This is a genomic window from Streptomyces sp. NPDC058157, from assembly GCF_042884105.1.
Classification (GTDB): Bacteria; Actinomycetota; Actinomycetes; order Streptomycetales; family Streptomycetaceae; genus Streptomyces.
This window is the reverse complement of the sequence record NZ_JBHVUQ010000015.1, coordinates 22,000-47,790: the sequence shown is the minus strand read 5'-3', so window position 1 is coordinate 47,790 and position 25,791 is coordinate 22,000. Positions and strand designations below refer to the sequence as shown.

Annotated in this window: 25 protein-coding genes; 15 read left to right on the top strand and 10 right to left on the bottom strand. The window is 72.5% G+C overall.

The features are described 5' to 3' along the window. The first annotated feature begins 52 nt into the window (after positions 1 to 52). The gene (locus tag ACFVXK_RS06285; RefSeq protein WP_389610357.1) at positions 53 to 712 is read left to right on the top strand and encodes a pirin family protein; all 660 of its coding nucleotides are present in this window, start codon (positions 53 to 55) and stop codon (positions 710 to 712) included. On the opposite strand, the gene ACFVXK_RS06280 is transcribed toward ACFVXK_RS06285, so the two are convergent. Then, the gene (locus tag ACFVXK_RS06280) at positions 709 to 1,524 is read right to left on the bottom strand and encodes a serine hydrolase domain-containing protein (RefSeq protein WP_389610376.1); all 816 of its coding nucleotides are present in this window, start codon (positions 1,522 to 1,524) and stop codon (positions 709 to 711) included. The genes ACFVXK_RS06285 and ACFVXK_RS06280 overlap by 4 nt on opposite strands. A gap of 88 nt (positions 1,525 to 1,612) precedes the next feature. Between ACFVXK_RS06280 and ACFVXK_RS06275 the strand changes: the two genes are divergently transcribed. Both ACFVXK_RS06275 and ACFVXK_RS06270 read left to right on the top strand, forming a co-directional pair. Next, a complete protein-coding gene (locus ACFVXK_RS06275; protein ID WP_389610356.1) occupies positions 1,613 to 1,996 on the top strand; it encodes a MerR family transcriptional regulator in 384 nt (127 codons plus the stop codon). Then, positions 1,993 to 3,012 (top strand): aldo/keto reductase, encoded by a 1,020-nt coding sequence (locus ACFVXK_RS06270; protein WP_389610355.1) that lies wholly within the window; start codon positions 1,993 to 1,995, stop codon positions 3,010 to 3,012. The genes ACFVXK_RS06275 and ACFVXK_RS06270 overlap by 4 nt, the downstream gene beginning before the upstream one ends. Before the next feature lie 17 nt (positions 3,013 to 3,029). On the opposite strand, the gene ACFVXK_RS06265 is transcribed toward ACFVXK_RS06270, so the two are convergent. The 3 genes from ACFVXK_RS06265 to ACFVXK_RS06255 all read right to left on the bottom strand — a co-directional run bounded on the left by ACFVXK_RS06265 (position 3,030) and on the right by ACFVXK_RS06255 (position 6,059). Further along, positions 3,030 to 3,896 carry a DUF4429 domain-containing protein gene (locus ACFVXK_RS06265; protein ID WP_389610354.1) on the bottom strand — a complete coding sequence of 289 codons (867 nt, stop codon included), beginning with the start codon at positions 3,894 to 3,896 and terminating at the stop codon, positions 3,030 to 3,032. A 96-nt stretch (positions 3,897 to 3,992) separates the two neighbouring features. Further along, the gene (locus ACFVXK_RS06260) at positions 3,993 to 5,162 is read right to left on the bottom strand and encodes an alpha/beta hydrolase (protein ID WP_389610375.1); all 1,170 of its coding nucleotides are present in this window, start codon (positions 5,160 to 5,162) and stop codon (positions 3,993 to 3,995) included. 153 nt (positions 5,163 to 5,315) lie between these two features. Further along, positions 5,316 to 6,059: a TetR family transcriptional regulator gene (locus ACFVXK_RS06255; RefSeq protein WP_389610353.1), complete on the bottom strand. Its 744-nt coding sequence runs from the start codon at positions 6,057 to 6,059 to the stop codon at positions 5,316 to 5,318. Positions 6,060 to 6,189: 130 nt separating this feature from the next. Here ACFVXK_RS06255 and ACFVXK_RS06250 point away from each other — a divergent pair, with 130 nt between their 5' ends. Together ACFVXK_RS06250 and ACFVXK_RS06245 are read left to right on the top strand one after the other, a co-directional pair. Beyond that, a complete protein-coding gene (locus tag ACFVXK_RS06250) occupies positions 6,190 to 7,782 on the top strand; it encodes an MFS transporter (protein WP_389610352.1) in 1,593 nt (530 codons plus the stop codon). A 199-nt stretch (positions 7,783 to 7,981) separates the two neighbouring features. Then, positions 7,982 to 8,371, top strand: coding sequence for a peptidase inhibitor family I36 protein (locus ACFVXK_RS06245; protein WP_389610351.1), 390 nt, complete (start codon positions 7,982 to 7,984; stop codon positions 8,369 to 8,371). Here ACFVXK_RS06245 and ACFVXK_RS06240 read toward each other — a convergent pair. Next, positions 8,352 to 9,158 (bottom strand): ion channel, encoded by an 807-nt coding sequence (locus ACFVXK_RS06240; protein ID WP_389610350.1) that lies wholly within the window; start codon positions 9,156 to 9,158, stop codon positions 8,352 to 8,354. The genes ACFVXK_RS06245 and ACFVXK_RS06240 overlap by 20 nt on opposite strands. A 93-nt stretch (positions 9,159 to 9,251) precedes the next feature. Continuing rightward, positions 9,252 to 11,999, bottom strand: a complete 2,748-nt coding sequence (aceE, locus tag ACFVXK_RS06235; RefSeq protein WP_389610349.1) for a pyruvate dehydrogenase (acetyl-transferring), homodimeric type — start codon at positions 11,997 to 11,999, stop codon at positions 9,252 to 9,254. Between the two features lie 456 nt (positions 12,000 to 12,455). Here aceE and ACFVXK_RS06230 point away from each other — a divergent pair, with 456 nt between their 5' ends. From ACFVXK_RS06230 to ACFVXK_RS06205, 6 genes are all read left to right on the top strand, one after another. Next, positions 12,456 to 12,881 carry a DUF3052 domain-containing protein gene (locus ACFVXK_RS06230; RefSeq protein WP_389610348.1) on the top strand — a complete coding sequence of 142 codons (426 nt, stop codon included), beginning with the start codon at positions 12,456 to 12,458 and terminating at the stop codon, positions 12,879 to 12,881. Positions 12,882 to 13,127: 246 nt separating this feature from the next. Beyond that, the gene (locus tag ACFVXK_RS06225; protein WP_344156794.1) at positions 13,128 to 13,586 is read left to right on the top strand and encodes a peroxiredoxin; all 459 of its coding nucleotides are present in this window, start codon (positions 13,128 to 13,130) and stop codon (positions 13,584 to 13,586) included. Between the two features lie 122 nt (positions 13,587 to 13,708). Further along, the gene (locus tag ACFVXK_RS06220; protein ID WP_042816748.1) at positions 13,709 to 14,284 is read left to right on the top strand and encodes a TerD family protein; all 576 of its coding nucleotides are present in this window, start codon (positions 13,709 to 13,711) and stop codon (positions 14,282 to 14,284) included. Positions 14,285 to 14,418: 134 nt separating this feature from the next. Then, entirely contained in the window at positions 14,419 to 14,994 is a 576-nt protein-coding gene (locus tag ACFVXK_RS06215) for a TerD family protein (protein ID WP_079431701.1), read from the top strand. A gap of 25 nt (positions 14,995 to 15,019) precedes the next feature. Further along, complete coding sequence (locus ACFVXK_RS06210; protein ID WP_389610347.1) at positions 15,020 to 16,156, top strand: DUF475 domain-containing protein; 1,137 nt, start codon at positions 15,020 to 15,022, stop codon at positions 16,154 to 16,156. Between the two features lie 143 nt (positions 16,157 to 16,299). Then, positions 16,300 to 17,049 carry a Tellurium resistance gene (locus ACFVXK_RS06205; RefSeq protein ID WP_389610346.1) on the top strand — a complete coding sequence of 250 codons (750 nt, stop codon included), beginning with the start codon at positions 16,300 to 16,302 and terminating at the stop codon, positions 17,047 to 17,049. Positions 17,050 to 17,086: 37 nt separating this feature from the next. Here ACFVXK_RS06205 and ACFVXK_RS06200 read toward each other — a convergent pair whose 3' ends face one another. Next, positions 17,087 to 17,857, bottom strand: coding sequence for a TerD family protein (locus ACFVXK_RS06200; protein ID WP_389610345.1), 771 nt, complete (start codon positions 17,855 to 17,857; stop codon positions 17,087 to 17,089). A 194-nt stretch (positions 17,858 to 18,051) separates the two neighbouring features. Between ACFVXK_RS06200 and ACFVXK_RS06195 the strand changes: the two genes are divergently transcribed. Genes ACFVXK_RS06195 through ACFVXK_RS06180 form a run of 4 tightly spaced genes read left to right on the top strand, consistent with a single transcriptional unit; the run spans position 18,052 to position 23,499 of the window. Next, a complete protein-coding gene (locus ACFVXK_RS06195) occupies positions 18,052 to 19,227 on the top strand; it encodes an HpcH/HpaI aldolase/citrate lyase family protein (RefSeq protein ID WP_389610344.1) in 1,176 nt (391 codons plus the stop codon). A 29-nt stretch (positions 19,228 to 19,256) separates the two neighbouring features. Further along, complete coding sequence (locus ACFVXK_RS06190; protein WP_389610343.1) at positions 19,257 to 22,001, top strand: phosphoribosyltransferase; 2,745 nt, start codon at positions 19,257 to 19,259, stop codon at positions 21,999 to 22,001. Continuing rightward, on the top strand, positions 21,998 to 22,843 hold the full coding sequence (locus tag ACFVXK_RS06185) for an HAD family hydrolase (RefSeq protein WP_389610342.1): 846 nt from the start codon (positions 21,998 to 22,000) through the stop codon (positions 22,841 to 22,843). Before ACFVXK_RS06190 ends, ACFVXK_RS06185 begins: the two co-directional genes overlap by 4 nt. Continuing rightward, positions 22,840 to 23,499: an O-methyltransferase gene (locus tag ACFVXK_RS06180; protein WP_389610341.1), complete on the top strand. Its 660-nt coding sequence runs from the start codon at positions 22,840 to 22,842 to the stop codon at positions 23,497 to 23,499. Before ACFVXK_RS06185 ends, ACFVXK_RS06180 begins: the two co-directional genes overlap by 4 nt. A gap of 16 nt (positions 23,500 to 23,515) precedes the next feature. Here the strand turns inward: ACFVXK_RS06180 and ACFVXK_RS06175 are convergent, their stop codons facing one another. The 3 genes from ACFVXK_RS06175 to ACFVXK_RS06165 form a co-directional block, all read right to left on the bottom strand. Beyond that, entirely contained in the window at positions 23,516 to 23,722 is a 207-nt protein-coding gene (locus tag ACFVXK_RS06175) for a zinc ribbon domain-containing protein (protein ID WP_389610340.1), read from the bottom strand. A gap of 9 nt (positions 23,723 to 23,731) precedes the next feature. Continuing rightward, positions 23,732 to 24,436, bottom strand: coding sequence for a DUF4383 domain-containing protein (locus ACFVXK_RS06170; RefSeq protein ID WP_389610339.1), 705 nt, complete (start codon positions 24,434 to 24,436; stop codon positions 23,732 to 23,734). Between the two features lie 79 nt (positions 24,437 to 24,515). Beyond that, complete coding sequence (locus tag ACFVXK_RS06165; RefSeq protein ID WP_389610338.1) at positions 24,516 to 25,781, bottom strand: hypothetical protein; 1,266 nt, start codon at positions 25,779 to 25,781, stop codon at positions 24,516 to 24,518. Positions 25,782 to 25,791 lie beyond the last annotated feature (10 nt).

Here is a 25,791-nt window from a genome sequence, read left to right as displayed (position 1 = left end):
GCGGACTCGGGTCCCGGCCCCGGGGCCCGGCGGGGCGGCTACGGTGGCTCCCATGATCGATGTACGCCGCGCCGCCGACCGGTACGCGGGAGGGGATCCGGAGACCGGGATCACCACCCGGCACGCCTTCTCCTTCGGGTCCTTCTACGACCCGGACAACATCCGCTTCGGCCCGGTGCTCGCCTGCAACGAGGAGCTGCTGGCCCCCGGCTCCGGCTTCGACGAGCACCCGCACAGCCACACCGAGATCGTGACCTGGGTGGTCGAGGGCGAGCTCACCCACCGCGACAGCACCACCGGCCACACCGCCGCCGTGCGCCCCGGGGACGTCCAGCGCCTCGGTTCCGGCAGCGGCGCCCGGCACGTGGAGCGCAACGACGGCGACCGCCCCCTGCGGTTCGTGCAGACCTGGCTCGCGCCGCTGGCCGCCGGCGGGGAGCCCTCGTACGAGCTCGTGCGGGACCTCGCGGACGGCACCCCGTACGAGGTCCCGGCGGCCGGCGCGGTGCTGCACGTCCGCCGGCCGGGCGCGGGCGAGCGCTTCCCCGTACCGGCCGCGGAGCGCCTCTACCTGCACGTGGTCCACGGGGACCTGCGGCTCGACGGGGCGGAGCTCGGGCCCGGGGACTCGGCCCGGATCACCGGCGAGAAGGACCTGGAGGTCACGGCCGGCTCCCCGGGCGAACTGCTGATCTGGGAACTGCCCGCCTAGGCGCGGAGCTCCGCGAGGACCGCGTCGGTGAAGGGGGTCCACGCCTCCACGGCCCAGGGGCCGAAGGCGCGGTCCGTCAGCGCCACGCAGGCGGCGCGGACGTCGGGGTCCACCCACAGGAAGGTGCCGGACTGGCCGAAGTGCCCGAAGGTGCGCGGGGAGGAGGTGAGCCCCGTCCAGTGCGGGGACTTGCCGTCGCGGATCTCCAGGCCGAGCCCCCAGTCGTTGGGCGACTGGTGCCCGTAGCCCGGCAGGACGCCCTTGAGCCCGGGGTGGACCACCGCGGTGGCCTCGGCGACCGTGCGCACGTCCAGCAGCCGGGGCGCCTGGAGTTCGGCGGCGAAGCGCACCAGGTCGGAGACGGTGGAGACGCCGTCCTTGGCGGGGGAGCCCTCCAGGGACGAGGAGTTCATGCCCAGCGGCTCGAAGACGGCCTCGCGCAGGTAGTCGGCGAAGGGGATCCCGGTGGCCTTCGCCAGGTGGTCGCCGAGCACCTCGAAGCCGGCGTTGGAGTACAGCCGGCGCTGTCCGGGCGGGGCCGTCGCGCGGTGCTCGTCGAAGGCCAGTCCGCTGGTGTGGGCGAGGAGGTGACGGACCGTCGAGCCTTCGGGGCCGGCGGGCTCGTCCAGTTCGACCGCCCCCTCCTCGTACGCGACGAGGACCGCGTACGCGGCGAGCGGCTTGGTGACCGAGGCCAGCGGGAAACGGTGGTCCACCGGACCGTGCGCCCCGGCCAGGCTCCCGTCGGCGCGCACCACGGCCGCCGCGGCGGTCGGCACCGGCCAGTTCTCCACGGCCCGCAGGCTCTCCAGGCGGTTGACGCCCTCCATGCTCTCCATGCGCCCGAGCCTACTGGGCACACTTGCCTGGAGCGCACTCAAGGGTTTTAGCGTAGAGGTCATGAACCTGACGGAGACGCGGTACACGATCAGCGAGGTCGAGGCCCGGACCGGTCTGACCCAGCACACGCTGCGCTGGTACGAGCGGATCGGCCTGATGCCGCACGTGGACCGTTCCCATTCGGGGCAGCGGCGGTTCAGCGACAAGGACCTCCACTGGCTGGCCTTCGTGGGCAAGCTGCGGGCCACCGGGATGTCGGTGGCGGACATGGTCCGGTACGCCGAACTCGTCCGCGAGGGGGACCACACGGTCGACGAGCGCCGGGCGCTGCTGGAGCGCACGCGCCGGGAGGTGCTGGCGCGGGTCGCGGAGCTGACGGACGCGCTGGACGTCCTGGACTTCAAGATCGCGATGTACGCGGGTACGGGGAAGGCACAGTCATGACGGAGCAGACCACCATCGCACGCGCCGAGCTGGGCAAGGGGGGCCCGGTCGTCGGGATCCAGGGCCTCGGCTGCATGGGCATGAGCGAGTTCTACGGGGACACCGACGAGACGGCGGCCCGCGCGACCCTGGATGCGGCGCTGGCCGCCGGGGTCACCCTCTTCGACACGGCGGACGTCTACGGGCGCGGTGCGAACGAGGAGTTCCTGGCGCCCTTCGTGGCCGCCCACCGGGACGAGATCACCCTGGCGACGAAGTTCGCCATCGAGCGCAGCGACGACCCGGCCCACCGCGGGGTCCGCAACGACCGGGCCTACGTCCGGCAGGCCGTCGAGGGGAGCCTGCGGCGGCTCGGCGTGGACGTCATCGACCTCTACTACATGCACCGGCGCGACCCGGCCGTGCCGTTCGCCGAGTCGGTGGGCGCGATGGCCGAGCTGGTGCAGGAGGGCAAGGTGCGTCACCTGGGGCTCAGCGAGGTCACGGGAGCCGAGCTGCGCGAGGCGCACGCGGTGCACCCGATCGCGGCCCTGCAGTCGGAGTGGTCCCTGTTCAGCCGGGACGTGGAGCGCAGCGCGGTCGGGGCGGCGGCGGAGCTGGGGGTGGCCTTCGTGCCGTACTCGCCGCTCGGGCGCGGGTTCCTGACGGGGGCCTTCGCGGACGCGGGGGCCGAGCTGCCGGCCGGTGACTTCCGGCGCAGCCAGCCCCGCTTCACGGGGGAGAACGCGCGGGCCAACGCGGCCCTGCTGGCCCCGGTCCGGGAGATCGCCGCCGCGCACGGGGTCACGCCGGCGCAGGTGGCGCTGGCGTGGGTGCAGCAGCGGGCGTCGGTGCACGGGCTGACGGTCGTACCGATCCCGGGCACCCGCAAGCCGGGGCGGCTCGCGGAGAACACGGCGGCGACGCGGGTCACCCTCACGGCGGCCGAGCTGGCCCTGCTGGAACCGATCGCGTCCCGGGTCGCGGGCGCCCGCTACCCGGACATGACCTTCACGTCGGCCGCCCGGGAGGCGTAGCCGGACCCCCGCGGGGGTCAGGCCCCGGCCGTGAAGCGGGCGCGGAGGGTTTCGTACTCCGCGTCCGTCAGCAGCCCCGTGCTGTGCAGCTCGCTCAGGTGCCGCAGCCGCTCCCCCGACACCCGGGCCCGCGGTACGGCCCCGACCGGCGCCCGCTCCCGCAGTGCGGCGAGCACGGCGGCCGCGAACGGCAGCGACTCGTGCACCGCCCCGTACCCCACGCCGAACACCGCCGCCGCGAGGTCGTGGTCGGGGGCCGCAGCGGCCTCGGCGGCCTCCCGCGGCACCAGCCGCAGGTAGCCGCCCCCCGGGCGGTCGGGGGAGACCCACTCCACCCCGGCGAGCGCGGCCAGCGCGTACCGCTGGTCCCCGGCCCGCCACTTCGCGCTGCTCGCGCCCGTCCGCGACCACTGCAACGTCACCGCCGAGCCGTCGAACCCGACCCGCGCGTCGTACGCCTTCAGCTGGAGCGGCGGCTGCGGGACCGCGACGAGGAACCGTTCCGCCGGAGCGGCCTGCGCACCCTCCGGGCCCAGCCGCTCGCGCAGCGCCTCCGCGAAGGCCGCGGCCTGGTCCGCCCGGTCGCCCGGCAGCACGAGCCGGTACGGATCGCAGGACTCCTTGAGCTGCCCGGCGGCAGCCTCCATCAGCGGATCGGCCCCGGGCCGCGGTACGGCGCGCAGCACCACGGTCTCGCGGCGCCCGACTCCGGGCGCGACGGTGCCCACCGTCACCCCGGTCAGCGCTTCGAGGGGGATCCGGCGCTCGCCCAGCGCGTGCCAGAGTCTTGGAGTCCGCATCCCCCGTGCGAAGCGGATGAGCACCGAGTCCGAGTCGGCGTCGAACTCCCAGACGGCATGATTTCCGGCCAGTACGTCACCCATGCGGCACATGGTAAAGGGACGCGACCCCGCGCGTCCCCCTCGTCATCCGGGCCGTTTTTTTCGACTTGCTACGGGTCTGCGGTGGATCAACCGCCGTCAGTTACCGTCCGTGCCGGAAATTCCACCCCGGCAGTCGGTGGTGCCGTTCGCGCACGCGACGGAACCGAAACCGCCGGTTCCGATCTTGGCGAAGTTCTCCAACGAGGCGGTGCCTGGCTCGAAATAGCCGGTGTGGCTGTGGGCCCCCTCGGCCGAGAGCAGCCGGGCGCCGAACGCGGGCGACACCGGGTCCGCGCCGTGGCCCACGCCGCCCACCTCCAGGTGCGGCACGTCGGCGATCCAGTCGCCCTCCGCCCGCGTGGCCCACACCCGGGCGGAGGTGTGCAGCTCCGCGGCGTTCCCGACGCGCATGCCGGGGCTGCCCGCCACCACCACGTCGGTCACCCGCCGCGGCAGGGAGCGGGCGGCGACCCCGCACACCACCGAGCCGTAGCTGTGGCAGAACAGGGCCACGCTCGCGTCCCCGGGCAGGGCCGCGGCGAGGGAGTCCAGCCGTACGGCGCCCTGCACGGCGAGCCGGCCGGTCGCGGCGTCCACCCCGACCCCGGCGGGGGCGACGTAGCCGGCCCAGGCGATGACGGCCGTACGGGCCGCGGGCGCGGCCGCGCGCTCGGCCTCGTACAGGGACTGCCCCATGCCGGCGGGGGCGGTCAGCCGGCGCTGGCTGCGTTCGAAGGTGAGGGCGTCGGTGTCCACCCCGGGGACGATCACCGAGACCCGGCGGGCCGTGTCGAGGTCGCCGTAGACCTCGGCGACCAGGCCGTCGCCGGTGGGGTCGAAGAGGAGGATCTGCCGGCCGTCCTCGGCGAGGGACTCGAAGCGGTGCGCCCGGCGTATGGCGTTGGCGCGGTCGGCCGGGGTGAGGGCGACGTCCGCGCCCCGGGCCTCCTCCAGCCGCGCGGCCTGGGTGAGCGCGTTGTGGTTGGCCCGGTAGCGGGTGGCTGCGGGCACCCCGTCGAGGCTGCCGACCACGAGCGGGTAGCCGTCGGCGAGGTGGGTCCGCTGGGCGGCGTCGAGGCCGGCGAAGAACCGGGCGACCGTCCGTACGGGGGCGTCGGCGGCGGGCACCGGCCGGCCGTCGATCCGCGCGGCGGCCCAGGCGGTGAGTGCGGCGGCCCGCGCCGGAACGGTGGTGTCCGGGCGGTGCACGGCGGTCCAGCCGGTGGTCGCCAGCATGAGGAAGACGACGCCCAGCGCGAGGAGCATGCGCAGGACGGCCGGGCGCACGGGGGCGTCGGCGACGGGGTGGGCGGGGCGGCCGGGCAGGTTCACTGGAGCCAGACTAGGAGACCTCTGGAGCCAGTGGTGCCAGGGGTGACGGGTCTCACGGCCGACCGGGGGACCCCTCGCCCCACACGGTCACGCTCCGTCGCGAGAGGGGCTGTTGGGGTCGTCGGCGGGGTGGCCGGAACTCGCCGACGGATGCTCCGGACCCCCGCTCCCCGCCCCGGAGGTTCCGCCGCGCCAGTCCTCGGCCAGGGCGGGGCCGATCTGGTCGAGGTAGGCCTCCGTCATCCGCCGGATCGCGGTCACGCTGACGTCCTGGCCCTGCCCCCAGAGCCGCCCGGTGACCCGCATCACCCCGCAGAACGCGGCGACGGCGATCCGCGGCCGGGGGTCGGCGTCGAGGTCGAGCCCCTCGCGTTCGGCGACCAGCCGCGCGATCCGCTCCTCCAGCTCCGTGGAGCGGCGCAGGTGGACGGCGAGCAGGGCCGGCGTGGACTCGATCAGCCGGTAGGCCTGCATGTACAGGTCGACGGGGACCACCTCGGAGAGGGCCTCGTCGAGGGTGTCCCAGGCGGCGAGCACGGCGGCCCGCATGGCCCGCAGCGGGGGCTCGCCGGCCGGGCGGGCGGCCAGGGCGGCGACGAAGTGCGACTCGACGAGGTCCTGGACGGCGAAGGCGACCTCCTCCTTGTTCGCGAAGTAGCGGAAGAAGGTGCGCTGGGAGACCTCGACGGTCTCGGTGATCTCGTCGACGGTCGTGTGCTCGTAGCCCTGCGAGATGAACAGGAGCAGCGCCGCGCGCAGCAGCGCGTCCCGGGTGCGCCGCTTCTTGCGCTCGCGCAGTCCGGCCGCCCGGGCCGGCCGCTCGTCGGTCATCACCGCGGGGTCCTCTCTGCTGCTGCATCTGACGCTGAGTGAGCGGTCAGGGTACCTGTGACGGAGCTGACAGCTACTGCCGCGTTAAGCCGTTTGTGAACTGTCAGTCGCTGTCACTAACCTTCTCGGTATGACTGGTCAGATCACCCTCGCCAAGGAATCGAGTCCGTCACCGGTCCGCGCCGGGCTGCGCGGGCACCCGTGGCTCACGCTGTTCGCCGTGGCGATCGGCGTCATGATGGTCACCCTCGACGGCACGATCGTCGCCGTCGCCAACCCCGCGATCCAGAAGGACCTCGGCGCCAGCCTGGCCGAGGTGCAGTGGATCACCAACGGCTACCTGCTGGCCCTCGCGGTCTCCCTGATCACCGCCGGCAAGCTCGGCGACCGCTTCGGGCACCGCCAGACCTTCCTCATAGGCATCGCCGGCTTCGGGCTCTCCTCGGCGGTGATCGGCCTGTCCACCGGGGTCGGGCTCGTGATCGGCTTCCGCGTCGCGCAGGGCCTCTTCGGCGCCCTGCTGATGCCGGCCGCCCTCGGCCTGCTGCGCGCCACCTTCCCCGCCGAGAAGCTCAACATGGCCATCGGCATCTGGGGCATGGTCATCGGCGCCTCGACCGCCGCCGGGCCCATCGTCGGCGGTCTGCTCGTGGAGCACGTCAGCTGGCAGTCCGTCTTCTTCATCAACGTGCCCGTCGGCATCATCGCGCTGGTCTTCGGGCTGGTCATCCTGCTCGACCACCGTGCGGAGAACGCCCCGCGCTCCTTCGACCTGCCGGGCATCGTGCTGCTGTCGGCCGCGATGTTCTCCCTGATCTGGGCACTGATCAAGGCCGCCGAGTGGGGCTGGGGCGACCTGAAGACGGTCCTCTTCCTCCTCGGCTCCCTGGTCTGCTTCGTCCTCTTCGCCATCTGGGAGACCCGGGTCGCCGAGCCGCTGATCCCGCTCGGCATCTTCCGCTCGCCCGCGCTGTCCGCGGGCACCGTGCTGATGGTGCTGATGGCCTTCGCCTTCATGGGCGGGCTGTTCTTCGTCACCTTCTACCTGCAGAACGTGCACGGGCTGAGGCCGGTCGACAGCGGCCTGCGCCTGCTGCCGCTCACCGGCATGATGATCGTCGGCTCGCCGCTGGCCGGCGCCGCCATCACCAAGGTCGGCCCGCGCGTCCCGCTCGTCGCCGGCATGGTGGCCACGGCCGTCGCCTGCTTCGGGATGTCCCGCCTGACCCCGGACACCGGCACCCTCACCATGTCCCTCTGGTTCGCCCTCCTGGGCCTGGGCCTCGCCCCCGTCATGGTGGGCGCCACCGAGGTCATCGTCGGCAACGCCCCGCTGGAGCTCTCCGGCGTCGCCGGCGGCCTCCAGCAGGCGGCCATGCAGGTGGGCGGCAGCCTCGGCACGGCCGTCCTCGGAGCGGTCATGGCGGCCGAGGTCAATGACACGTTCGGGGACAACTGGCAGCGGGCGAGCCTGCCCCCGCTCACCCCCGAGCAGCTGGAACTCGCCGAGAAGGGCGTCCAGGTCGGCATCGCCCCCGTCCCGCCCGGGGTGCCCGAGCCGGTCGCCCAGACCATCACCTCCGTGGCCCACGAGACCTTCGTGTCCGGCATGAGCACGGCCTTCACCTGCGCCGGAGTGGTCGCGGTCCTCGCCGCCGTCGTCGCCTGCTTCACCAAGCGCGGCGCGAACGCCGGGGCCGGAGCGGGCGCGGCCCACATCTGAGCCGCACCGCCCGCCGTTACGGCCGCGTCAACACCGCGCCCGCCACAGCCCCGCCGCAGCCGTGCGGCGGGGCTGTCGCCTATCAGGGTGGACCCGCCCGCAGCCCCTTCCGCTCGCACGTCTTCGCAGGTCAGCGTGGTGCCACGGAGCCTTCGGAAAACGTCCGGGGCCTGTACGTCCACAAGGAGTTGACCCCGTCATGCGTACGTGGAGCACCGCACGCGTCACCACCCTCGCCGCCGCCCTCCTGGCCGCCTGCGCCCTCGTCCCGTCCACCGCCACCGGAGCGCACGCCGCCTCCCCGCCCTGTGCCACGGGGGAGCTGTGCCTGTGGGCGAAACCCGACTTCAAGGGCACCCGGCAGACCTACGACCTGAGCACCCTCGACATCAACAGCTGCACCACCCTGCCCGCCCTGCCCGCCAAGGCCGGCTTCCAGGCCCTGGCCAACCGCACCGGGCGCCCGGTGACCACCTACCAGTCGGCCGAGTGCCAGGAGACCGGGGAGTTCCAGACCTACCCCGGCGACGGGGTCTGGCTGCCCCAGTCCCCCTACCAGGTCAGGGCGTTCAAGGTGTGGGAGCGGTAGGCCCCGCCTGGCCGGCGGCCGGCTCGGGGCCCTGGGCGGCCTGGGCGGGCATCGCGCACCGGGATCCGTGGCCCAGCCGCGCGACCTCGGCCCGCAGCGCCCGCACCTCCTCCTGGAGCTCCCGGACGGCCGCCAGCTGGAGCCGCTCCACCTGGTCGTCGCGCTCGAACCGGGCGATGAACCAGGCGGCGATGTTGGCGGTCACCACACCGAGCAGGGCGATCCCCGACAGCATCAGCCCCACCGCCAGGACCCGGCCCAGCCCGGTGGTGGGGGAGTGGTCCCCGTACCCGACGGTGGTCATGGTGGTGAAGGACCACCACACCGCGTCGCCCAGGTTCTTGATGTTCCCGTTGGGCGCGTCCCGTTCCACGCTCAGCACGGCGAGTGAACCGAACATCAGCAGCCCGACCACCGCTCCCGCCACGTACGTGGTCAGCCGGATCTGCGGAGCCATCCGCGCCCGCCGCCCCACCAGCATCAGGGTGGCCACCAGCCGCAGCAGCCGCAGCGGTTGCACCAGGGGCAGCACCACCGCGGCCAGGTCCAGCCAGTGCGTCCGCACGAAGACCTTCCGGTTCCCCGACAGCCCCAGCCGCACCACGTAGTCCACCGCGAAGGCCGCCCACACCACCCACTCCGCGTGGGTGCAGGCCCGGTGCACCCCCTCGCCCGCGTCCGGAGCGACGATCGGCACGGCGTAGGCGACGGCGAAGGCCACGGCGAGCACCAGCAGGGGGACCTGAGTACGGCGCTCCCACCGCGCCTGGCGGGAGGGTTTCTTCATACCGGTCATCGTAGGGAGAAAGGACGGGGGCGCTGGGACAGGTGTCCCAACGCCCCCTCGGAAGAGTGACCCCTCCGGCGGTTCCCGCAGCGGCTACGCGTCCCCGCCCGCCGCACCCGGGTCGGCGGCCGCGACGTCCAGCAGCTGGTAGCGGTCGATGGCCTGCTTCAGGGCCGAACGGTCGATCTTCCCCTCACGGGCCAGCTCGGTCAGCGTCGCCAGCACCACCGACTGCGCGTCGATGTGGAAGAAGCGCCGCGCCGCGCCGCGGGTGTCGGCGAAGCCGAACCCGTCCGCGCCCAGCGAGGTGTACGTACCCGGGACCCAGCGCGAGATCTGGTCCGGCACCGCGCGCATCCAGTCCGACACCGCCACGAACGGCCCCTCCGCACCCGACAGCTTCCGGGTCACGTACGGGACGCGCTGCTCCTCCTCCGGGTGGAGCAGGTTGTGCTCCTCCACCGCGACGGCCTCGCGGCGCAGCTCGTTCCAGGAGGTCGCCGACCAGACGTCCGCCCGGACGTTCCACTCCTCGGCGAGGATCCGCTGCGCCTCCAGTGCCCACGGCACCGCCACGCCCGAGGCCATGATCTGGGCCCCGACGGCGCCCGAGGTGCCCCGCGAGATCCGGTGGATGCCCTTGAGGATGCCGTCCACGTCGACGTCCGCCGGCTCGGCCGGGTGCTGGATCGGCTCGTTGTAGACCGTCAGGTAGTAGAAGACGTCCTCGCCGGGCTCGTTCGTCTCGGTCGGGCCGTACATGCGCCGCAGGCCGTCCTTGACGATGTGCGCGATCTCGTAGCCGTAGGCCGGGTCGTACGCCACGCAGCCCGGGTTGGTCGACGCCAGCAGCTGGGAGTGACCGTCGGCGTGCTGCAGGCCCTCACCCGTCAGGGTGGTCCGGCCGGCGGTCGCGCCCAGGACGAAACCGCGCGCCAGCTGGTCGGCCATCTGCCAGAACTGGTCACCCGTGCGCTGGAAACCGAACATCGAGTAGAAGACGTAGACCGGGATCAGCGGCTCGCCGTGCGTCGCGTACGCCGAACCGGCGGCGATCAGCGAGGCCGTGCAGCCGGCCTCCGAGATGCCGTCGTGCAGCATCTGGCCGGTCGGGGACTCCTTGTACGCCAGGAGCAGGTCGCGGTCGACCGCCTCGTACTGCTGCCCCATCGGGTTGTAGATCTTGGCGCTCGGGAAGAAGGCGTCCATACCGAAGGTGCGGTACTCGTCGGGCGCGATCAGCACGAAGCGCTTGCCGATCTCCTTGTCCCTCATCAGGTCCTTCAGGACGCGGACGAAGGCCATCGTGGTGGCGATCGACTGGTGGCCCGAGCCCTTCTTGGCCGCCGCGTACGCCTTGTCGTCCGGCAGCACCAGGGGCTTGGCGCGCACCACGCGGGTGGGCACATAACCGCCGTGCGTGCTGCGCTGGTCGTGCATGTACTGGATCTCGGGCGAGTTGCGGCCCGGGTGGTAGTACGGCGGGGCGCCGTTCTCCAGCTGCGCGTCGGTGATCGGGATGTGCAGGCGGTCGCGGAAGCGCTTGAGGTCGTCGACCGTCAGCTTCTTCATCTGGTGCGTGGCGTTGCGGCCCTCGAAGTTCGGGCCGAGGGTCCAGCCCTTGACCGTCTGCGCCAGGATGACCGTCGGCTGGCCCTTGTGGGCCTTGGCCGCCGCGTAGGCCGCGTAGACCTTCTTGTGGTCGTGGCCGCCGCGGCCCAGGTGCTGGATCTGCCGGTCGGTCATGTTCTCGACCATCGCGCGCAGCCGCTGGTCCCCGCCGAAGAAGTGCTCGCGGATGTACGCGCCCGACTCGGTGGCGTACGTCTGGAACTGCCCGTCCGGGGTGGAGTTCATCTTGTTGACCAGGATGCCGTCGCGGTCCTGGGCCAGCAGCGGGTCCCAGGAGCGGTCCCAGATCAGCTTGATGACGTTCCAGCCGGCGCCGCGGAAGATCGACTCCAGCTCCTGGATGATCTTGCCGTTGCCGCGCACCGGGCCGTCGAGGCGCTGGAGGTTGCAGTTGACGACGAAGGTCAGGTTGTCCAGGCCCTCGCGGGCGGCGAGCGACAGCTGGCCGAGCGACTCCGGCTCGTCCATCTCGCCGTCGCCGAGGTACGCCCACACGTGTGACTTGGAGGTGTCGGCGATCCCGCGCGCCTCCATGTACCGGTTCATCCGGGCCTGGTAGATCGCGCCGAGCGGGCCGAGGCCCATCGAGACGGTCGGGAACTCCCAGAAGTCCGGCATCAGCCGCGGGTGCGGGTAGCTCGACAGGCCGTACGGGGCCTTCGACTTCTCCTGGCGGAACGCGTCGAGCTGCTGCTCGGTGAGCCGGTCCAGGAGGTAGGCGCGGGCGTAGATGCCGGGGGAGGCGTGGCCCTGGAAGAAGATCTGGTCGCCGCCGTCGCCCTCGTCCTTGCCCCGGAAGAAGTGGTTGAAGCCCACGTCGTAGAGCGAGGCGGAGGAGGCGAAGGTCGCGATGTGGCCGCCGACGCCGATACCGGGGCGCTGGGCGCGCGAGACCATGACGGCCGCGTTCCAGCGGGTGGCGTTGAGGACCTTGCGCTCGATCTCCTCGTTGCCGGGGAAGAAGGGCTCGTCCTTCGTGGCGATGGTGTTGACGTAGTCCGTGGAGCGCATCTCGGGGACGGCCACGCGCCTCTCGCGGGCCCGCTCGATCAGTCGCAGCATCAGGTAGCGGGCGCGCTCGCGGCCCCGCTCGTCGACGGCCGCGTCCAGGGAGTCGAGCCACTCCCTGGTCTCCTCCGGGTCGAAGTCCGGGACCTGGCTCGGCAGGCCGCCAATGATGATCGGATTGCGATCGGATGCGGAAGCCACGCTGTTCCTTCGCTGTCAGGGGAGTCGTGCCTTGGGTCGCCGCCTCCCATGGTCTTACGCCCAGCCGGAATCTTCACCTCTACCACTGGGTAACACCTGGAGCGGGGAAGGAGCGCCGGGCGGGCCCGCCGTTCCGGGGCGCGGCGGGGCCAAATCGCAACCTTACGCCCACGGCGATCAACGGGTTCGTGAGGCCGTTCGTCCCTCGAACAGGTAGGAAAGTCCTCATGCGATGCCGAATGGGCCGGAATGGTGTGGGATGAATCACCGGTGGTCCTGCCGGGAACCCTGAAACGTACGGCAAAGTTGCGGCGAGACGGCCGTAATCGTCACCGTTTCGACGGTCTCGGCGGCCGGGTACTTGCGCGATCCGCCGCGCCCGTGTGGACTACGCCCAATGCTGCGCGTACGCGCGCCGCCGAAAGACATTCACCGAACATGAGCAGGAGGCACCCCGTGAGCGCGACCGCGGACCACGCGGAGAGCCTGGCCGCCCGGCTGGGTTTCCAGTCCGAACAGGTGGTCCAGGAGATCGGCTACGACGAGGACGTCGATCAGGAATTCCGTGACACCGTCGAGGCACTCGTCAGTGAGCTCGCCGACGAGGACTACGACGACGTCGCCGACGCCGTGCTGCTGTGGTTCCGCGACGAGGACGGCGACCTGACGGACGCCCTGGTCGATGCGACCGAGATGGTCGAGGACGGCGCACTGATCCTGCTGCTGACCCCCAAGACGGGCCGTGACGGCTACGTGGAGGCCAGCGACATCAGCGAGGCCGCCGAGACCGCGGGCCTCTCGCTGGCGAAGGGCCTGCCCGTCGGCAAGGAGTGGACCTCCACCAAGCTGGTGACGCCGAAGGCCGCCAAGTCCAAGAAGTAAGCCGCGCCCCGCAGCCGAGCGGACGCACACCCCGCCGACCCGGATCACCCCGGGGACGGCGGGGTGTGCGCGTTTCCGGGCTCCGCCGGGGCTCCGTCCGGGCTCCTGCCGTGCACCTCGCGGGCCCTTCCGGTCCGCCGCGCGCGCCACGGCCCCGCCGGCGGCCCGATCCGGGGCGGCCACCCTTAGGGTGGGTCTCACCCGAACGGCCCCGTGCGGGACGGCAGGAACGAAGGGATGCGAGAGATGGCGATCGAGGTCGGACAGAAGGCCCCGGACTTCGAGCTCAAGGACAACCACGGCGCCACCGTGCGGCTCTCCGACTTCCGGGGGGAGAAGGCCGTCGTGCTGCTCTTCTACCCGTTCGCCTTCACCGGCGTGTGCACCGGTGAGCTCTGCGAGCTGCGCGACCAGCTGCCCCGCTTCCAGAACGACGACGTCCAGCTCCTGGCCGTCTCCAACGACTCCGTGCCGACCCTGCGCGTCTTCGCCGAGCAGGAGGGCCTGGAGTACCCGCTGCTGTCCGACTTCTGGCCGCACGGGGAGACCTCCCGCGCCTACGGCGTCTTCGACGAGGAGAAGGGCTGCGCGGTCCGCGGCACCTTCGTCATCGACAAGGACGGCGTCGTGCGCTGGACCGTCGTCAACGGCCTGCCCGACGCGCGTGACCTGAACGAGTACATCAAGGCCCTCGACAGCCTCTGAGGGCCCGCCGACGGGTATCGAACGAAAACCGCCTGCGGGCGGGAACCCGTCACTAGGATCCAACCGTTGATCCGGTAGCAACGCACGCGGGGCACCGCCCCTCACACATACATGGAGGACTCGTGGGAGTCAGCCTCAGCAAGGGCGGCAACGTCTCGCTGACCAAGGCCGCGCCCAACCTGACGGCGGTCATCGTCGGTCTGGGCTGGGACGCCCGCACCACCACCGGTGTCGACTTCGACCTCGACGCCAGCGCGATCCTGACCAACGACCAGGGCAAGGTCGCCACCGACTCGAACTTCGTGTTCTTCAACAACCTGAAGAGTCCGGACGGCTCGGTCGAGCACACCGGTGACAACCTGACCGGCGAGGGCGAGGGCGACGACGAGGCGATCAAGGTCAACCTCGCCGGCGTCCCGGCCGACGTGGCCAAGATCGTCTTCCCGGTCTCCATCTACGAGGCCGAGAGCCGCCAGCAGAGCTTCGGCCAGGTCCGCAACGCGTACATCCGCGTGGTGAACCAGGCCGACAACAGCGAGCTCGCCCGCTACGACCTCTCCGAGGACGCCTCCACCGAGACCGCCATGGTCTTCGGCGAGCTGTACCGCAACGGCGCGGAGTGGAAGTTCCGTGCCATCGGCCAGGGCTACGCCTCGGGCCTGCGCGGCATCGCGCAGGACTTCGGCGTCAACGTCTGAGCCTGAGCAGAACCGAGTTCGTCCGTCCGGCGCCGTGCACCTCTGTGTACGGCGCCGGACCGGCTTTGCCACCATGGAGGCGGGTGGCCGGGCCACCATCACCACGCACCACGTCGTTCGGGGAGGACCACATCATGGGCGTCACACTCGCCAAGGGGGGCAACGTCTCCCTCTCGAAGCAGGCACCGAACCTCACCCGGGTTCTGATCGGGCTCGGATGGGACGCGCGCTCGACCACGGGGGCCGACTTCGACCTCGACGCCAGCGCGCTGCTGTGCCGCGACGGCCGGGTGCTCGGCGACCAGTACTTCGTCTTCTACAACAACCTCAAGAGCCCCGAGGGCTCCGTCGAACACACCGGCGACAACCTCACCGGCGAGGGTGAGGGCGACGACGAGTCGATCATCGTGGACCTCACCAAGGTCCCGGCCCAGGTCGACAAGATCGTCTTCCCGGTCTCCATCCACGAGGCGGACAGCCGCCGGCAGAGCTTCGGCCAGGTCAGCAACGCCTTCATCCGTGTGGTGAACATGGCGGACGACCAGGAACTGGCCCGCTACGACCTCACCGAGGACGCCTCCAGCGAAACCGCGATGATCTTCGGCGAGGTCTACCGCTACGGGGGCGAATGGAAGTTCCGGGCGGTGGGACAGGGGTACGCGTCGGGCCTGCGGGGCATCGCTCTAGACTTCGGGGTCAACGTTTCGTAAAGCCGTACAAGACGATGGGGTGCCAGTGGTTCTCAAAACCTTCGGCTGGTCGTTCGCAGTCACTGCGCTCGGTCTGGTCGCAGCGGTGTTCTACGGGGGGTGGACCGCTTTTGGGATCGTGGCGATCCTGTCGATCCTCGAAATCTCGCTGTCCTTCGACAACGCGGTGGTCAACGCCGGAATCCTGAAGAAGATGAATGCCTTCTGGCAGAAGATCTTCCTCACGGTCGGCGTGCTCATCGCGGTGTTCGGCATGCGCCTGGTCTTCCCCGTCGTGATCGTCGCGATCAGCGCCAAGATCGGTCCGATCGACGCGGTCGATCTCGCGATGACCCAGAAGGAGACGTACAAGCAGCTGGTCACGGACGCCCACCCGTCCATCGCCGCCTTCGGCGGCATGTTCCTGCTGATGATCTTCCTCGACTTCATCTTCGAGGACCGCGACATCAAGTGGCTCGCCTGGCTGGAGCGCCCGCTCGCCAAGCTCGGCAAGATCGACATGCTGTCCGCGTGCATCGCGCTGATCGTCCTGGTGATCACCTCGATGACCTTCGCCACCCAGGCCCACCAGCACGGCGGCGCCACCGCGGACAAGGCGCAGACCGTCCTCGTCTCCGGCATCCTCGGCCTGATCACCTACATGATCGTCGGCGGCCTCTCCGGCTACTTCGAGAACAGGCTGGAGGAAGAGGAGGAGGCCGAGCACGAGGCGGAGGAAGCCGCCAAGAAGAGCGGCAAGTCCGTCTCGGCCGTCGCGATGGCCGGCAAGGCCGCGTTCTTCATGTTCCTCTACCTCGAGGTCCTCGACGCGTCCTTCTCCTTCGACGGCGTCATCGGCGCCTTCGCCATCACCAACGACATCGTGCTCATGGCGCTGGGCCTCGGCATCGGCGCCATGTACGTCCGCTCGCTCACGGTCTACCTGGTCCGCCAGGGCACCCTGGACGACTACGTCTACCTGGAGCACGGCGCGCACTACGCCATCGGCGCCCTCGCCGTGATCCTGCTCGTCACCATCCAGTACGAGATCAACGAGGTCGTCACCGGCCTCGTCGGCGTCGTGCTGATCGCCTGGTCCTTCTGGTCCTCCGTCCGCCGCAACAAGCGGCTGGCGGCCGAGGGCGGCGACGGGGAGCCCGCGGAGGTCGGCGCCGGGGTGTGACCCGGCCCTGATTGCGGAACGCTCCTTGAGGAGCCGTCTCTTCTTCGGCGGGGCGGCCGCGCGGATCCCACGGGACCGCGTGGCCGCCCCGCGGCATATCCGCGGCTCGTCCGCGCACGGACCGACCAGGGGGGTTGGGGCACATGGGGTTCTTCGACGGGTTCTTCGACGGGATCAGGGGCGCCCGCGCGATGCGGTTCGACTCGGGCCACGCCTCGTCGAACGCCATCGAGCTGACCAAACGGCAGCCGACGGTCTCGCTCACCAAACAGCAGGCCGTCCACGGCAACCTCCGGGTCAACCTGTCCTGGCGGATGCGCACGTCGGACATAGGGGGCCGCTCAGGCCAGAGCGGGCAGCTCCTGCGCCACCCGTTCAAGCTGTTCAAGCCCGACATGGTGCAGGCCCACACCCAGGGCATGGTCAACGTCGACCTCGACATGGGCTGCCTGTACGAGCTGACGGACGGCACCCGCGGCGCCGTCCAGCCGCTGGGCAACCTGCTCGGCGACCTCAACGACCCGCCGTACGTGAAGCTCAGCGGGGACGACCGGTTCGGCTCCCCCTCCGGGGAGACCCTCTACGTCAACCTCGACCACGCCGACGAGATCAAGCGGCTGCTGGTCTTCGTCTACATCTACGACCAGACCCCGGCCTTCGACCGCACCCATGCCCTGGTGACCCTCTACCCGACCGCCGGACCGAGGATCGAGATCCCGCTGGAGGAGCGCCACCCGCAGGCCCGCTCCTGCGCGGTGGTCTCCCTGCAGAACGTCAAGGGCGAGCTGGTCGTGCGCCGCGAGGTGAAGTTCGTGTACGGGTTCCAGGCCGAGCTGGACCGGCTGTACGGCTGGGGGCTCCAGTGGGGGCGGGGCTACAAGACCAAGGCCTGAGCCCCGCCCGGGATACCCGCCGGCGGCCTCGGCGGCCTCAGCGGCGGATGAACTGGGGGCCCTGCACGGGCAGCCGGAACGAGGGGTCCCCGCCCGGAGCCGGCACGGGTACCGGGGACACCTGCTGGGGGTAGCCGTACGCGGGCTGGACGGGAGGCGGGGCCTGGGTGACCGGGGCGGCCACCGGCGGGCGCATGGCGGCGGTCCGGTCGTCGCCGGCCCCGGCGGCGGGCGCGGGCGCGCCCTCACCGGCCTCGGCGGCGTTCTCGTCGACGGAGATCCCGTGGTCCGTCGCGAGCCCCACCAGGCCGTCGGAGTAGCCCTCGCCCAGCGCGCGGAACTTCCACCCCTCGCCCCGGCGGTACAGCTCGCCGCAGATCAGCGCCGTCTCGGCCCCGGTCTCCGGCCGCACGTCGAAGTGGGCCAGCGGCTCCGGCGCGGCGCCGGGGGAGGCGTCGTACAGCTGGATCCGCAGGTCGTGGACCCGCTCGAAGGGCACGTCCTCGGCGGAGGCCACGACCAGGACCCGGTCCACGACCGGCGGCACGGCCCGCAGGTCCGCCTGCACCGCGTCGGTGACCCCGTCCCCGATCTGCTTCTTGCCCAGGCGCCAGACGGACCCCGAGGGGTGGCGGGGCTGGTTGTAGAACACGAAGTCCTCGTCCGAGCGCACGCGCCCGTCCGCCCCCACGAGCAGCGCGGAGGCGTCCACGTCCGGCACCTCGGGCCCGGTGGTCCAGCGCAGCACCGCCCGGACCGCCGTGGCGGCCACCGGGATGTTCGAGCCCTTCTGCATCGCGTGCGTCATGCCCGTCATCCTGCCCTCCCGGACGGGTGGGGAACAATGCGGCCCCCCGTAGGGCCTTGTCCCCGACCGGGTAGCTGGGCATTGTGCGAGAGGGTTACCGGAACTTCATGTGCTTGAGGAACTCTTGACTCGCGTTCGTACGTACTATTACCGGCCACGCCAGTTGGGCCGCCGAGGCAGTACGGGGGAAGCGCATGCGTCACTTTGGGCACATATCGCCCGCCAGCCGTAAGGGCCTCTTCCACCAGGAGCCCGCCGAGTTCACCCTGGCCTCCCCCGCCCGCACCCTCGCCGCCGCGCTCGGGGCCACCCTCTACAGCCCGGCCACCCGCCCGCGGCTGGCCGCCGACATCCGCAAGCAGGCCGGCCGGGGCGTCGTCTCGATGGTCCTCTGCCTGGAGGATTCCATCAGCGACGCCGACGTGGTCGACGGCGAGGAGAACCTCGTCCGGCAGTTCGCCGCGCTCGAGGCCGAAGGCCCCGCCGCCGGGGAACTCCCCCTCCTGTTCATCCGCGTCCGCACCCCCGAGCAGATACCCGACCTCGTGCGCCGCCTCGGCCGGTCCGCGCGGAACCTGGCCGGATTCGTGCTTCCCAAATTCACCGAGAGCCGTGGAACGGCCTTCCTCGACGCCGTGGCCCACGCCGAAGCCGTCGGCGGCCTCGCCCGGCTCTACGCCATGCCCGTCCTGGAGACCCCCGACCTCCTCCACCTGGAGACCCGGGTCCAGGCCCTCGCCGGCATCTCCCGCACCGTGAACCGCCACCGCGAGCGGGTCCTGGCCCTGCGCCTGGGCGTCACCGACTTCTGCTCCGTCTACGGACTGCGCCGCACCCCCGACATGACCGCGTACGACGTCCAGATCGTGGCCGGGGTCATCGCCGACGTGGTCAACGTCCTCAGCCGCGCCGACGGCACCGGCTTCACCGTCACCGGCCCCGTCTGGGAGTACTTCCGCAGCCAGCAGCGCCTCTTCAAGCCGCAGCTGCGCCGCAGCCCCTTCCTGGAGGAGGGGGTCGAGGAACTGCGCACCGCGCTGATCGAGCACGACCTGGACGGACTGCTGCGCGAGGTCGAGCTCGACCGGGCCAACGGGCTGCTCGGCAAGACCTGCATCCACCCCGCGCACGTCACCCCGGTGCACGCGCTGTCGGTCGTCTCCCACGAGGAGTTCTGCGACGCCCAGGACATCCTGCGGCCCGAGCGGGACGGCGGCGGAGTGATGCGTTCCACCTACACGAACAAGATGAACGAGGTGAAGCCCCACCGGGCCTGGGCCGAGCGCACCATGCTGCGCGCCGAGGTCTTCGGTGTGGCGAAGGAGGAGGTCGGCTTCGTCGACCTCCTGACCGCCGGGCTCCAGCTGTGAGCGGCCCACCGCCGATGACGAGGATGACGATGAAGGGCAAGACGATCGACCCCGTGTGGTCGGGAACCTGGGTCGCGCGGCGGCTCGGCGTGCGCCTGGAGGGCGCCGACGGAGACGGGGGCGGCCTGGCGGAGCTCCTCGGGCTGGCCCTGCGGCGCAACCCCAAGCGCGCCCACCTGCTGGTCTCGCAGGTGCTCGGCAAGCACGTCCCGCAGTCGCCCGCGACCGTGTACGCCGCCGGGTACGGGCTCGGGGAGCGGGTCCGGGCCCTGCTCGGCGACCGCGCCGCCTCCGCCGTGGTCCTCGGCTACGCCGAGACCGCGACGGGGCTCGGCCACTGCGTCGCCGACGGGCTGGGCGCGGCCCCCTACCTGCACTCCACGCGCCGCCCGGTGCCGGGGGTGCGGGCCGCCGGCGGGTTCGAGGAGGCGCACTCGCACGCCACCTCGCACCTGCTGCTGCCGGAGGACCCGGAGCTGCTGGCGGGGGACGGCCCGCTGGTCCTCGTCGACGACGAGTTCTCCACCGGCAACACCGTCCTGAACACCATCCGCGACCTGCACGCCCGCCACCCGCGCGGCCACTACGTGGTCGTCGCCCTGGTCGACATGCGCTCCGCCGCCGACCGCGACCGGCTCACCGCCTTCGCCGCCGAACTGGGCGCCCGCGTGGACCTCCTCGCCCTGGCCTCGGGCACGGTCTCCCTCCCGGAGGGGGTCCTGGCCAAGGGGCGGGCCCTGGTGGAGGAGTACGAGACCGGGGGCGCGGGCGGGGCAGCCGGGGCCGGGCCCGCCGGAGCGGAGGCCTCCGTTCCCGAGGCCGCCGAGGCCGCCGGGGCCGCCGGGGTCGTGGGAGCCGCCCGTGCCGGGGCCGGGTGCTCCGTTCCCGGGATCGCCGCGGGTCCGGCCGGGCCCGGCCGCGCCGGCGTCCCGTACGCGCGGGTCGACCTGGAATGGCCCGCCGGGGTGCCCGACGGGGGCCGGCACGGGTTCACCCCCGGCCACCGGGCGGCGCTGGAGACGGCCCTGCCCGCCCTCGCCGGACAGGTGGCGGCCGCACTGGGCGAGGGGCCCGGGCGGGTCCTCGTACTCGGCAACGAGGAGCTGATGTACGTCCCGCTGCGCCTCGCGGCGGCCCTGGAGGAGCGCGGGGCGGCGGCCGAGGTGCGGTTCTCCTCGACCACCCGCTCGCCCGTCCTCGCCGTGGACGACCCCGGCTACGCCATCCGCACCCGCCTGGTCTTCCCCGCCCACGACGCTCCCGCCGACGGCCCCGGCGACCGCTACGCCTACAACGTCGCGGGCGCCGGCTTCGACGCGGTCGTCGCGGTCGTGGACTCCGCCGGGGACACCCCCGAGCTGCACACCGGGCTGCTGGCCGCCCTGGCCCCGCACACCGGCCGCGTCGTGCTGGCCGTCGTCCCCTCGTACACCCCGGGCGGCCCCGCCGCGACCGCTCCGAGCCACCCCACCGCCCAGCCGGGAGAAGCCACGACCGCCACGACGACCCCCGCCGCGACCGCCCTCGCCGCGACGGGGCCCGCCGCGACCGTGCCCGGCCCCGCCGCCGCCGCGGCGTCCCGCATACCCGACACCCCCCACCGGCAGGAGCCGTCGACCGTGTCCGAGCCGCGCCTGCCGGAGCCCCTGCGCGGGCCGGCCTTCTCCTCCTACGCCCCCGAGGACGTCGGCTGGCTGCTCCAGGACCTCTCCGCCGTCGAGCTGGAGGCCCCGACCGAGGAGCGCGAGGAGGCCATCCAGGCAGGCGGCGCGCACTACGCCGAGTCCCTGCCCGTCGAGTACCAGCCGTCCGCGCGCTACCAGGAGCTGTACGAGGGCGCCCTGGCCGCCTCCGCGGCCCGCGTCGCCCGCGCCGTGGGCACCGTGACCGAGACCGTCCTCGCCGAGCGCACCCCCTCCCCGGTGCTCGTCTCCCTGGCCCGCGCCGGAACCCCCGTCGGCGTGCTGATGCGCCGCTGGGCCGCCGCCCGGCACGGCCTGGACCTGCCGCACTACGCCGTCTCCATCGTGCGCGGACGCGGCATCGACGCCAACGCCCTGCGCTGGCTCGCCGCCCACCATGACCCGGCCGACGTGGTGTTCGTCGACGGCTGGACCGGCAAGGGCGCCATCACCCGCGAGCTGCGCGAGGCCCTGGCCGGCTTCCCCGGCTTCAACCCGGAGATCGTCGTCCTCGCCGACCCCGGTGCCTGCGTCGAGACGTACGGCACCCGCGAGGACTTCCTGATCCCCTCCGCCTGCCTGAACTCCACCGTCTCCGGCCTGGTCTCGCGCACCGTCCTGCGCTCCGACCTGGTCGGCCCGGACGACTTCCACGGCGCCAAGTTCTACCGCGAGCTGGCCGGGGCCGACGTCTCCACCGCCTTCGTGGACGCCGTCGCCGCCCGCTTCGGCGAGGTCGCCGAGGCCGTCGACGCCGAGGTCAAGGAGCTCCTCGCCACCGACCGCACCCCCACCTGGGTGGGCTGGGCGGCCGTCGAGCGGATCAGCGAGGAGTACGGCATCCACGACGTGAACCTGGTCAAGCCGGGCGTCGGCGAGACCACCCGCGTGCTGCTGCGCCGCGTACCGTGGAAGATCCTGGCCCAGCGCGGCGCCGGCTCCGACCTGGACCACGTACGCCTCCTCGCCACGCAGCGCGGCGTCCCGGTCGAGGAGGTCGACGGCCTCCCGTACACCTGTGTAGGACTCATCCACCCCCGCTTCACGCGCGGCGCCACCGGCGCCGACGGAAAGGCAGTGGCCGCCCAGTGACCAGCCAAGTGACCCGCCAGGGACCCGTCCTCGTAGCCAGCGACCTCGACCGCACGCTCATCTACTCGTCGGCCGCCCTCGGCCTGACCATGCCCGACCCGCAGGCCCCCCGGCTGCTGTGCGTCGAGGTGCACGAGGGCAAGCCGCTGTCCTTCATGACGGAGACGGCGGCGGCGCTGCTGGCCGAGCTCGCCGCGGACCCGGCGACGGTCTTCGTCCCGACCACCACCCGCACGCGCAAGCAGTACCAGCGCATCCGCTTCCCCGGCCCCCCGGCCCCGTACGCGATCTGCGCCAACGGCGGACAGCTGCTGGTGGACGGCGAGCCCGACCGGGACTGGCGGCGCGCGGTGGCCCGGCGGCTCGCCGAGGAGTGCGCCCCGCTGGAGGAGGTCCACCGGCACCTGCTGGCCGTGGCCGACCCGCAGTGGCTGCGCAAGGCGCGCATCGCCGAGGACCTCTTCGCCTACCTCGTCGTCGAGCGGGCCCTGGTCCCCGACGAGTGGCTCAAGGCCCTCACCCGGTGGGCCGAGGAGCGCGGCTGGACCGTCTCCCTCCAGGGCCGCAAGATCTACGCCGTCCCGCGCCCGCTGACCAAGAGCGCCGCGATGCGCGAGGTCGCCCGGCGTACGGGCGCCACCGCCACCCTCGCCGCCGGTGACTCCCTCCTCGACGCCGACCTGCTGCTGGCGGCCGACCGCGCCTGGCGGCCGGGCCACGGCGAACTGGCCGACGCGGACTGGACCGCGCCGACGGTGACCGCCCTGCACGAGGCCGGTGTACTCGCCGGTGAGGAGATCGTCCGCTGCTTCGGGCGGGCGGTTGCGACACTGGCCGCATGACCAAGGGCAACAGCACCAAGATCACGGATGAGCTCTACCGCTACGTCCTCGCGCACAACCCCCCGCTGGACGAGTTCCAGCGGGGGCTGGTCGCCACCACCTGGGAGAAGTTCCCCGAATCCGCCGGCATGCAGTCGGCGGAGGAGCAGGGCCCGCTGCTCGCCTTCCTCGTCCGGCTGACGGGCGCGAAGCACATCGTGGAGGTCGGCACCTTCACCGGCTTCTCCGCCCTGTCCATGGCCCAGGCCCTGCCGGCCGACGGCCGGCTGATCGCCTGCGACGTGTCGGAGGAGTGGACCGCGTACGGCCGCGAGGCCTGGGCGGCGGCCGGCGTCGCGGACCGCATCGACCTGCGCATCGCCCCCGCCCTCGACACCCTGCGCGCCATGCCGGCCGAACCGCACATCGACCTGGCCTACGTGGACGCGGACAAGGAGAACCAGATCCTCTACTGGGAGGAGCTGGTGCCCCGGCTGCGTCCGGGCGGGCTGATCGTCACGGACAACACCCTCTTCCACGGGACGGTCCTGGACGGGTCCCCCGGCAGCCGGGGCGCGGCCGTCCGCGCGTTCAACGACCACGCCAAGGCGGACACCCGCATGGATTCCGTCCTCCTGGCCGTCTCGGACGGCCTCACCCTCTCGCGCAAGCGCTAGGGGTTCCGCCCGGAGGTCAGCAGCAGCCGCCCCCGCCGCAGCAGCCCCCGCCGCCGGAGGGCGCGGGGGCACTGCTGGTCCCCCCGACGGCGACGGCGGACAGCAGCTTCACGGTGTCGCCGTGCCCGGCGGGGCAGTCGGCGGGCGCGGACGACTCGGCCATCGGACGGCTGACCTCGAAGGTGTCGTCGCAGGTCCGGCAGCGGTATTCGTAACGGGGCATGCGCACAGGCTAACGGGCCGCCGCCCCGCCCCGGGCCCGTTCCTCACGGGCGGCCTGGTCGGGGTGGCGGGCGCGCCAGTACGGGTTGTCGTGGGGGAGGGCGCTGCCGACCCGCCCGTACATCCCGAACCACATCAGCATCACGCCGACGACGAAGCTGAACAGCACGTTCTGGATCTTGAAGGCCAGGAAGTTCAGACCGGTGTCCAGCAGCGCCAGGTTCACGAACCCGCTGGCGATGAACAGCAGCCCCAGCACGATGTTGAGGGTGGAGGCGAAGGTCCCGCCGATCACCATGCCGGCGACCAGCAGGAGCCCGATGCAGATCGACAGCACGCTCAGCGCGCCGTTGGTGTTCAGGGCCAGCACGGTGTCGCCGCCGGTGTCGAAGAACCCGATCCGGTGGACCAGGCCCAGGATCCCGAAGGCGATCAGCAGCAGGCCGGTCAGCCCGGCGCCGACCCGGTAGACCTGGCTCAGCTTGTGGTCGCTGGGCAGGTGCTCGTCGAGCCGTGCGTTGACCGGGTGGAGCATGCGCTCCACCAGCCGGGGGCCCTGCCGCTCGGGGGGCGGGCCGTAGGGCTCGTGGGGGACGTAGGGCGCGTAGTGCTCGTGCGGCTCGGTGCAGCCGTAGGCCGCGTGCGGCACGTACGTCTCCGGGCGCGCGGGGGGTGCCTGGCGCTCGCGGGGCCTGTGGAAAGTGTGGGCAGCCATGACGCCCTCCTCGGTTCCGATCCCGGCACCCTCCAGCATCCGCCCAAGCCGGGACGCGGACAACTCCTCACCCGGCTCCTCACCCGGCGGCGCGGCGCCCCCGCATGTCCGCCACCACCCGGCCCACCGCCGCCCGGACCTCCTCCGTCTCCTGCAGGAAGTGCCAGTAGTCGGGGTGGCGCCCCTCCAGCCCCGCGAGCGCCCGCTCCATCCGGGCCACCGCCTCGTCCAGCGGCCGCGCGTGCCGCGGATCGGGCACGCTGCGCCCCTCCATCGCCAGCCGCTGCGCGTCCCGGATCGCGAACCGGGTCCGCTGCACCTCCGCCTGCGGGTCCCGCGCCACCGCCTCCAGCCGCGACAGCCGCTCCTGCGCCGCCGACACCGCCTCGTCGACGGCGTCCAGCCCCGCCCGCACCGCCTCGACCAGCGCCGTCACGTCCGCCCAGCGCTGCTCGTCCCGTGCCCGTCCGGCCTCCGACAGCCGCTCCTCGGCCTGCGCCACGTCCCGTACGGCCTGGTCGGGTACGTGCTGGAGGTCCTGCCAGCAGGCCGCGCTGAACCGGCGGCGCAGCTCGCTGAGCACCGGATCCACCCGGTCCGCCCGGTTGCGCAGCGCCTGCGCCCGCGTCCGCAGGCTCACCAGCCGCCGGTCGATCTCCGCCGCCCGCTCCGGCAGCCGTTCCGCCTCGGCCCGTACCGCCCCCGCGTCCCGCAGGATCCGCTCCGCCCGCTGCACCGTCTCCGGCACCCCGTGCTGCGCCGCGCCCTGGTTCAGCTTCGTCAGCTCGGGCCCCAGCGCCGCGAGCCGCGCCGCCAGGTCGTCGGCCCGCATCCCCTTGGCCCGTACGGCGTCCAGCGCGTCGCTCGCCGCCAGCAGCGCAGCCTTCGCCCGCTCCCGGGCCGGCGCGACCCGGGCCAGCTGCGTCTCGGCCTTGTCCAGCAGCGGCTGCAGCCCCTGCGCGAACCGCTCCAGCTCCCCCTTGACCCGGACGAGCTCCTCCCGGGCCCGCGTCAGCTGCTGCCGGGCCTGCGCCGCGACGGAGCCCTCCAGGTCGACCCGGTCCAGGTCGTGCGCGTCGACGGCCTCGATGTAGGTGCGGCTGACCTCGTCGATCCGCCGCCCGAGCGCCGCGAACCCGTCGGCGGCCTGCCGCGCGGCGGGAGACCCGTCGGCGGCGGCGATGGTCTCCATCGAGATCCGCAGGTCCCGCTGGGCGGTGTCCAGTTCGTAGAACGCGGCCGCGGCGGCGTCCTTGGCCGCCTGCGCATCCGCCCGCCGCCCCTCGTCCCGCCCACCGAACCACCGCCGGGATGCCGTCGCCACAGTCCCTCTCCCGTACCCCATCCGCCAAGCC